General features: G+C 67.6%; 8 protein-coding genes and 2 pseudogenes. 4 read left to right on the top strand and 6 right to left on the bottom strand.

Features of this window, described 5'->3' with window-relative positions; all coding sequences use genetic code 11:
* The 5 genes and pseudogenes from ACRWK7_RS27685 to ACRWK7_RS27665 all read right to left on the bottom strand — a co-directional run.
* A pseudogene (locus ACRWK7_RS27685) lies at positions 1-202 on the bottom strand (branched-chain amino acid ABC transporter permease); the annotation flags it as partial.
* 3 nt (positions 203-205) lie between these two features.
* Entirely contained in the window at positions 206-1,093 is an 888-nt protein-coding gene (locus tag ACRWK7_RS27680; RefSeq protein ID WP_431859830.1) for a branched-chain amino acid ABC transporter permease, read from the bottom strand.
* A gap of 141 nt (positions 1,094-1,234) precedes the next feature.
* Positions 1,235-2,434, bottom strand: coding sequence for an ABC transporter substrate-binding protein (locus ACRWK7_RS27675; protein WP_431859829.1), 1,200 nt, complete (start codon positions 2,432-2,434; stop codon positions 1,235-1,237).
* 160 nt (positions 2,435-2,594) lie between these two features.
* The gene (locus ACRWK7_RS27670) at positions 2,595-3,317 is read right to left on the bottom strand and encodes an ABC transporter ATP-binding protein (protein WP_109121797.1); all 723 of its coding nucleotides are present in this window, start codon (positions 3,315-3,317) and stop codon (positions 2,595-2,597) included.
* Positions 3,310-4,080: an ABC transporter ATP-binding protein gene (locus tag ACRWK7_RS27665; RefSeq protein WP_431859827.1), complete on the bottom strand. Its 771-nt coding sequence runs from the start codon at positions 4,078-4,080 to the stop codon at positions 3,310-3,312. The genes ACRWK7_RS27670 and ACRWK7_RS27665 overlap by 8 nt, the downstream gene beginning before the upstream one ends.
* A 477-nt stretch (positions 4,081-4,557) precedes the next feature.
* Here ACRWK7_RS27665 and glgC point away from each other — a divergent pair, with 477 nt between their 5' ends.
* Together glgC and ACRWK7_RS27655 are read left to right on the top strand one after the other, a co-directional pair.
* On the top strand, positions 4,558-5,811 hold the full coding sequence (gene glgC / locus ACRWK7_RS27660; RefSeq protein ID WP_431859826.1) for a glucose-1-phosphate adenylyltransferase: 1,254 nt from the start codon (positions 4,558-4,560) through the stop codon (positions 5,809-5,811).
* 155 nt (positions 5,812-5,966) lie between these two features.
* Positions 5,967-6,338: a response regulator gene (locus ACRWK7_RS27655; RefSeq protein ID WP_431859824.1), complete on the top strand. Its 372-nt coding sequence runs from the start codon at positions 5,967-5,969 to the stop codon at positions 6,336-6,338.
* 9 nt (positions 6,339-6,347) lie between these two features.
* Here ACRWK7_RS27655 and ACRWK7_RS27650 read toward each other — a convergent pair whose 3' ends face one another.
* Positions 6,348-6,680, bottom strand: coding sequence for a hypothetical protein (locus tag ACRWK7_RS27650; protein WP_431859822.1), 333 nt, complete (start codon positions 6,678-6,680; stop codon positions 6,348-6,350).
* Positions 6,681-7,153: 473 nt separating this feature from the next.
* Between ACRWK7_RS27650 and ACRWK7_RS27645 the strand changes: the two genes are divergently transcribed.
* A complete protein-coding gene (locus tag ACRWK7_RS27645) occupies positions 7,154-7,711 on the top strand; it encodes a 2-oxoacid:acceptor oxidoreductase family protein (protein ID WP_431859820.1) in 558 nt (185 codons plus the stop codon).
* Between the two features lie 16 nt (positions 7,712-7,727).
* Positions 7,728-8,065, top strand: a pseudogene (locus ACRWK7_RS27640) (phenylglyoxylate dehydrogenase); the annotation flags it as partial.

The raw sequence follows: 8,065 nt of genomic DNA, 5'->3' as shown, positions 1-8,065 counted from the left end.
TCAGCAGCCCGGCGAAGCCGATCAGCAGGTTGAAGGCGCAGGCGAACAGCGCGAAGCACAGCACCTTCATCAGGAACACCGGGTACAGCACGAACGGCGCCACCCCGGCCAGCAGCAGCCCGGCGCCCACCAGCAGCGGCAGGCGGCTGGCGTCGGCGGAGGTACGGCCGCCCAGGACGGCCACATTGGTGTCGGCAGACATGGCTCAGCGCTCCCGTCCGAAGAGGCCCGCGGGCTTGATGAGGAGGACGATCGCCATCACCACGAAGATGACGATGTTCGAGGCTTCCGGGTAGAAGACCTTGGTCAGCCCTTCGAGCAGCCCGAGGCCGAGGCCCGTGACGATGGCGCCGAGGATCGAGCCCATGCCGCCGATCACCACCACCGCGAAGACGATGATGATCAGGTTGGAGCCCATCAGCGGGTTGACCTGGTAGATCGGTGCCGCCAGCACGCCGGCCAGCCCCGCCAGCGCGACGCCGAAGCCGTAGGTGGCGGTGATCATCACCGGCACGTTGATGCCGAAGGCCTGCACCAGCACCGGATTCTCGGTGGCGGCGCGCAGGTAGGCGCCGAGCTGCGTACGCTCGATGGCGTACCAGGTGCCGGCGCACACCACCAGCGAGGCGACGACCACCCAGGCCCGGTAGTTGGGCAGGAACATGAAGCCGAGGTTCTGTCCGCCCTTCAGCGCGTCGGGGATCGGGTACGGCATGCCCGAGGAGCCGAACTGGTGGCGGAACGCGCCCTCCAGCATCAGCGCGATGCCGAAGGTGAGCAGCAGGCCGTAGAGGTGGTCCAGCTTGTACAGCCGGCTCAGCATGGTCTTCTCCAGCGCCACGCCGAACAGCCCGACCAGCACCGGCGCCAGCAGCAGCGCCAGCCAGTAGCCGACGCCCGCCCACTGCAGCAGCATCCAGGCGACGAAGGCGCCGACCATGTACTGCGCGCCGTGCGCGAAGTTGATGACGTTCAGCATGCCGAAGATGACCGCCAGACCGAGACTGAGCAGCGCGTAGAACGAGCCGTTGATCAGACCCAGCAGGAGCTGTCCGAAGAGGACCTGGGGCGCCACCCCAAGCAGCTCGAACATGATCCGACCCTCCCTGTCGTATGGGTTCTTGTTATGCGAGCGCTTGCCCCCTCCCCATCCCTCCCCCGCTTCGCGGGAGAGGGGGCATCGATTCCCTCCACCGCGCAGCGGGGGAGGGTTAGGGAGGGGGCAAAATCGCCGTTACTTCACCAGCGGACAGCCGCTCTCCTTCGGGTCGAGGAAGGCCTGCTCGGCCGGGATGGTCTTCACGATCTTGTAGTAGTCCCACGGCCCCTTGGACTCCGCCGGGGTCTTCACCTGGGCCAGGAACATGTCGTGCATCATGCGGCCGTTGGCCGCGACCTTGCCCTTGGCGAACATGTCGTCCACCGGCAGTTCCCTCATCTTCGCCGCCACCTTGTCCGGATCGTCGGAGCCGACCTCCTTGACCGCCTTCAGGTAGTGCTTGACCGCCGAGTAGACGCCGGCCTGCACCATCGACGGCGCCTTGCCGGTCTTCTCCATGAACTTCTTCGACCAGGCGCGCTTGGCGTCGTCCTGGTCCCAATAGAAGCCGGTGGTCAGCATCAGCCCCTGCGCGGTCTGCAGGCCCAGCGCGTGGATGTCCTGGATGAACAGCAGCAGGCCGGCGAGGCTCTGGCCGCCCTGGGTGATGCCGAACTCGGCGGCCTGCTTGACGGCGTTGGTGGTGTCGCCGCCGGCGTTGGCCAGCCCGATCACCTGGGCGCCCGAGCCCTGCGCCTGCAGCAGGAACGACGAGAAGTCCGAGGTGCCCAGCGGGTGGCGCACCGCGCCGTTCACCTTGCCGCCGAGCTGCTTGACCATGGTGGTGGTCTCGTTCTCCAGCGAGTGGCCGAAGGCGTAGTCGGCGGTCACCATGTACCAGGACTTCTTGCCCTGCTCGACCAGCGCGCGGGCGGTGCCGGCGGCCATGGCGTGGTTGTCGTAGGTCCACTGGAAGCCGTAGGGCGAGCAGGTCTTGCCGGTCAGGTCGGTGGAGCCCGGGCCGGACATCAGGAAGATGCGCTTCTTGTCCTTGGTGATGCCCTGCACCGCCAGCGCCGCGGCGGAGTTCGGCACGTCGGCGACGACGTCCACCTTCTCGGTGTCCACCCACTGGCGGGCGAGGTTGGCGGCGATGTCGGCCTTGTTCTGGTGGTCGCCGACGATGATCTCGATCTTGGCGCCGCCGACGGCGTTGCCGAACTCCTCGGCCGCCATGCGGGCCGCCACGGCCGAGCCCTCGCCCGCGAGGTCGGCGTAGATGCCCGAGCGGTCGTTCAGCACGCCGATCTTGATCACGTTGTCGGACATCTGCGCCTGCGCGGCGCCGGAGGCCAGGGCGGCGAACGCGACGCCGGCCAGAAGAATGGTACGCATGGTGTGTCTCACTCCCTCGTTGATTTGCTTGATCAATTCCTTCCCCGGCCGTCATCCCCGCGAAGGCGGGGATCCATGCTTCCCGAAAGAGCACGCGGCGCGAGGTATGGATCCCCGCCTTCGCGGGGATGACGACAAAAGAAACGGATGGTAAACGGGCCTACACCCCCAGGTACTCGTGCAGCTTGCCCATGTTGGCTTCCAGCTCGTCGTTGGGGATCATGTCGACGATGTGCCCCTCCTCCATCACGTAATGGCGGTCGGCGATGGTGGAGGCGAAGCGGAAGTTCTGCTCCACCAGCAGGATGGTGAAGCCGCGCTGCTTCAGCTCGCGCACCGCCACGCCGATCTGCTCGATGATGACCGGGGCGAGGCCCTCGGTCGGCTCGTCCAGCAGGATCAGGTTGGCGCCGGTGCGCAGGATGCGGGCGATGGCCAGCATCTGCTGCTCGCCGCCCGACAGCCGGGTGCCCTGCGTGCTGCCGCGGCCCTTCAGGTTGGGGAACAGGGTGTAGATCTGCTCCACCGTCATGCCGCCGGGCTTGACCACCGGCGGCAGCGTCAGGTTCTCGTCCACGCTCAAGCTAGCGAAGATCCCGCGCTCCTCCGGCACGTAGCCGATGCCGAGCCGCGGCACCTTGTGCTGCGCCAGCCCGATCAGCTCCTGCCCCTGGAACTTGATGGATCCCGTGCGCTTGGACACGACGCCCATGATGGAGCGCATGGTGGTGGTCTTGCCGGCGCCGTTGCGGCCCAGCAGCGTGACCACCTCGCCCTGCCGCACCTTCAGCGACACCCCGTGCAGCACGTGGGATTCGCCGTAGTAGGCGTGCAGGTCCTCGATCTCCAGCATTGCCGTGGTGGTGAAGGCGCCGTCAGGCATGCCCGGTTCCCCCATGTCCAGTCCCCATGTAGGCTTCCATGACCTGCGGGTTGCGCGAGACCTCGGCGTACGGCCCTTCGGCCAGGATCTCGCCGCGCCGCAGCACGGTGATGGTGTCGGAAAGGTCGGCGACGACCGAGAGGTTGTGCTCGACCATCAGGATGGTGCGGTTGGCCGACACCCGCCTGATCAGCTGGGCGGTGCGGTCGATGTCCTCGTGCCCCATGCCGGCCATCGGTTCATCCAACAGCAGAACCTCGGGATCGAGCGCCAGCGTCGTGGCGATTTCCAGCGCGCGCTTGCGCCCGTAGGGCAGCTCGGCCGCCAGATGCCCGGCGTAGTCGGTGAGGCCGACGTCGCGCAGCAGCTCCTCGGCGCGGTCGTGCAGCCCGTGCAGCGACGCCTCGGCGCGCCAGAAGTGGAAGCTGGTGCCGAGCGGCCGCTGCAGCGCGACGCGCACGTTCTCCAGCACGCTCAGGTGCGGGAACACGGCGGAGATCTGGAAGGAGCGCACCAGCCCCATGCGGGCGATGTCGGCCGGCCTGGTGGCGGTGATGTCCTTGCCCCTGTAGAGGATGGCGCCGCGCGTCGGCGCCAGGAACTTGGTGAGCAGGTTGAACACCGTGCTCTTGCCGGCTCCGTTGGGACCGATCAGCGCGTGGATGGTGCCGCGGCGGACCCGCAGGTTCACGTCCTTGACGGCGACGAAGCCCTTGAACTCCTTCGTCAGCCCCTTGGCCTCTAGAATGGTGTCGTGGTCCATTCGGATCCTCTTTCTCCCTGCCGTTCCCGCCGGCGTCCCGGACCGACGGACCGTGCCGAGGGGGTGGCACGGTCCACGCGCGATCCGCCGGCCGGGGGAGCCGAAAACGAACGGACCGCGCTCCGATCCGGGAGACTCCCGCGGGAACCCTCCCTGCGTCGCCTTTGCCGGCGGGCGGAACCGCCCGGCCGGTGACGACCTTGGCGCTTTCATCTGCACACGGTGTGCCAAATCGACGCAGGCACGGCGGGAATGGCGGATTGTCAGGGATTCGGACGGAATCTCCGCCTTTCGGCAAGGACCGCTTCGGCCGGAAGTGTCGGATCGCCGGACGCCGAGTGTCGGGGATGCCGGACACATGCTACGCTGTGCACCCTCCCCTGTGTTGCGGAGGAGGGGGCAACGACCCGTAACCCAGGCGGGAACTCCGCCCCCGCCGGCACGGTTCCACTCACGGCGTTTCGCAGGAGCAGTCCGATGCAGCTGAAGGTGCTCGCCCTTGTCCTTGCCGGGGGGAAGGGAACCCGGCTGATGCCGCTGACCCAGGAGCGCGCCAAGCCGGCCGTGCCCTTCGGCGGCAAGTACCGCATCATCGACTTCGTGCTGTCGAACCTGGTGAACTCCGGCGTCTATTCGATCTACGTGATGACGCAGTTCAAGAGCCAGTCGCTGATCCAGCACCTGCGCGACGGCTGGCAGTTCGGCGGCATGCTGAACAACCAGTTCATCGTCCCGGTCCCTGCCCAGATGCGCTCGGAGGGGGAGGAGTGGTACCGCGGCACCGCCGACGCGGTGTACCAGAACGCCAACCTGATCGAGCAGTCGGAGCCCGACCTCGTCCTGCTGTTCGGCGCCGACCACGTCTACCGCATGAACGTGCGGGCGATGATCGAGTACCACATGCAGAAGGGCGCCGACGTCACCATCTCCGCGCTGCCCGTCGACAAGAAGTTCGCCAAGGACTTCGGCGTCCTGCAGGTGGACGCGGAGAACCGCATCACCGGCTTCATCGAGAAGCAGGCCGACGCGCCCACCATCCCCGGCCAGCCGGACAGCGTGCTGGCCTCGATGGGCAACTACATCTTCTCGCGCAACTGCCTGCTGAAGATGGTCTACGAGGACGCGCAGCGGCCGGGCAGCAGCCACGACTTCGGCAAGGACATCCTGCCGCGGCTGATCGGCTCCTCGTCGATGTTCGCCTACGACTTCACGACCAACCGGATCCCGGGGCAGGTGGAGAACCAGCCGGTCTACTGGCGCGACGTCGGCACGCTGGAGGCCTATTACGAGGCCAACATGGACATGCGGGCCATCGACCCGCCCATCGACATCTACAACCGCGCCTGGCCGCTGCGCACCGCCGGCTATTCCGACCCGCCGGCCAAGTTCGCCTTCGACGACGAGGGGCGGCGCGGCATGGCGGTGGACTCCGTCATGGCGGGCGGCTGCATCGTCTCCGGCGGCAGCGTGCGGCGCTCGGTGCTGGGGCGCTTCGTGCGCGTGCACTCCTACGCCGAGGTGGAGGACAGCATCATCTTCGACAACGTCGACATCGGGCGCGGGTGCAAGGTCCGCCGCGCCATCATCGAGAAGAACGTGCGCATCCCGCCGGGGACCCGCATCGGCTACGACCCGGAGGAGGACGCCCGGCGCTACCACGTCACCGACACGGGCATCGTCGTGGTGGGCGGCCCGCGGTCGCCGGTCAACCTGACGGTGATGACGGTCTAGGGGGAAAACGGCCAAGGGGGCACCCCCTCCCCCTGCCCCACCCCTATCACCATTGCCCTGCTTCCCGCCGCCCTCGTCCGGCCTTAGCCTTGACGGACGTCCGCGCAATCGTTTGACTGCGGCCACGGATCCGGACTTCCTGGGGTAACGGCACGATGACGCTCGACGAACCGCTGAAGGGCCTGCGACTGCTCGTGGTCGAGGACGAGGCGATGGTCGCCATGATGCTTGAGGACATGCTGGGCGACCTCGGCTGCGAGGTCGTCGGTCCGGCCGGCAGCGTGGCGCGCGCCCAGGAACTGGCACAGGGCGAAGCAGGGCTGGCGGCCGCCATCCTCGACGTCAACCTCGGCGGACTGCCGATCTATCCGGTGGCCGAAACGCTGAAGGCGCGCGGCGTGCCCTTCGTGTTCATCACCGGCTACGGTGCGGCCGACCTCGACGATCGCTTCGCCGACGCCCCCACCGTGCAGAAGCCGTTCAGCATGCCGGCGCTGCGCGACACCCTCGTAAAGGTGATTGGCTAGGAAAACTCCCTACCCGGCCATGCGCCAGCGGCGCGGGCGCTGGCCGAGGCGGTCGACGCGGTCCATCAGTTCGCCCACTTCGATCGCGTCGTCCAGGTGGCCGTAGCGCGCCAGCGTGCGGGCATAGGTGGCCAGCGCGCCGATCACGGCCCGCTCGTCGGTAACGCCGTGCGCCGGCTTGCCCGCGCGGTCGACGATCAGCACGCCGAGCGCCGCGAGGGCCTCCGCCACGTCGGTGACGGCCTGGGTGAGCGCCGCGTCGTCGTGTTCCACGGCGTTGAGGACCGGCTCAAGGACGTCGGCGAGCGCGGTGCCGTCGGTGGGCCAGGTGCTGCTGCTCATGATCCATCGCTCCGGGAGGTTCCCAAAGGGGTTCTCCTTTATTTCCTTTGACAGCCAGGGGCCGCGATCAGGGCCTCGATACGAAGAACAACCCAGAACGCCATTCAGCCCCAGGGCCTACCCGAAAGAGCGGCAAGCGCCGATTCAGCGCGTGTTGCGCGCGGGTGGGGGTGGGCGTGAGGCCCCCTCCCTAACCCTCCCCCGCTGTCGCGGGAGAGGGAACTCCGCTGCTGTGTCGGCAGCTCCCTCCATCGCGCAAGCGGGGGAGGGATGGGGAGGGGGCAAGTGCCGACACCTCGACCCAGGTCAAATCGACGCAGACCCGCTCAATTAACTCAATTCGAGTTAATTACGCCCCGCCCCACCCCCATTTCGCCAGACCGCATTGCGCTACATCAATGCGCATCACTGGTATGACCACTTAGAAGCCCTGCAACCGAAAAACAACGGCTGCTCTCTGGAGGACGCTCAAGATGTTCCAGGTCCGTTTCCACGGGCGTGGCGGGCAAGGCGTGGTCACGGCCGCCGAAATGCTCTCCGTCGCCGCCTTCAAGGAAGGCAAGCACGCCCAGGCCTTTCCCAGCTTCGGATCCGAGCGCACGGGGGCTCCCGTCGTCTCCTTCTGCCGCATCGACGACAAGGAGATCCGGCTGCGCGAGCCCATCATGGTGCCCGACGCGCTCATCATCCAGGACCCGACGCTCTTCCACTCGGTGGACGTCTTCCAGGGCCTGCCGGAGACCGGGTTCGTGCTGATCAACTCGGCCCGCGGCTTCGACGAGCTGCACATCGCCGACTACATCGCCCGCTTCCCCAAGGGGCACGCGGTGTGCGTGCCGGCCAGCGACATGGCGAAGCTCCACGTCGGCCGGCCGCTGCCCAACGCGGCGCTGCTCGGCGGCTTCGCGGCCGTCACCAAGCAGATCGAGATCGAATCGGTCCTCGCCGCCATCCGCGAGACCTTCCCCGGCAAGATCGGCGAGGCCAACGCCCGCGCCGCCACCGCCGCGTACGAACACTGCCTCGTCTGATCCGGGAGAACGCAGCATGCTGAAGCAGGTCGAAGGCAGCCACGCCATGGCGGAAGCCATCGCGCTCTGCCGCCCCGAGGTCGTCTGCGCCTACCCCATCACCCCCCAGACCCACATCGTGGAAGGGCTGGCGGAGCTGGTGCGCGACGGTCACCTGAAGAACTGCGAGTACATCAACGTCGAGTCCGAGTTCGCGGCGCTGTCCGTCGCCATCGGCTCCTCGGCGGCCGGTGCCCGCACCTACACCGCCACCGCGTCCCAGGGCCTGCTGTACATGATGGAGGCGGTCTACAACGCCTCCGGCCTCGGCCTGCCGATCGTGATGACGCTGGGCAACCGGGCCATCGGCGCGCC

This window comes from Azospirillum sp., from assembly GCF_050789165.1.
Note: the sequence above shows the minus strand (reverse complement) of the source record. Positions and strands in the feature narration are given on the sequence as shown.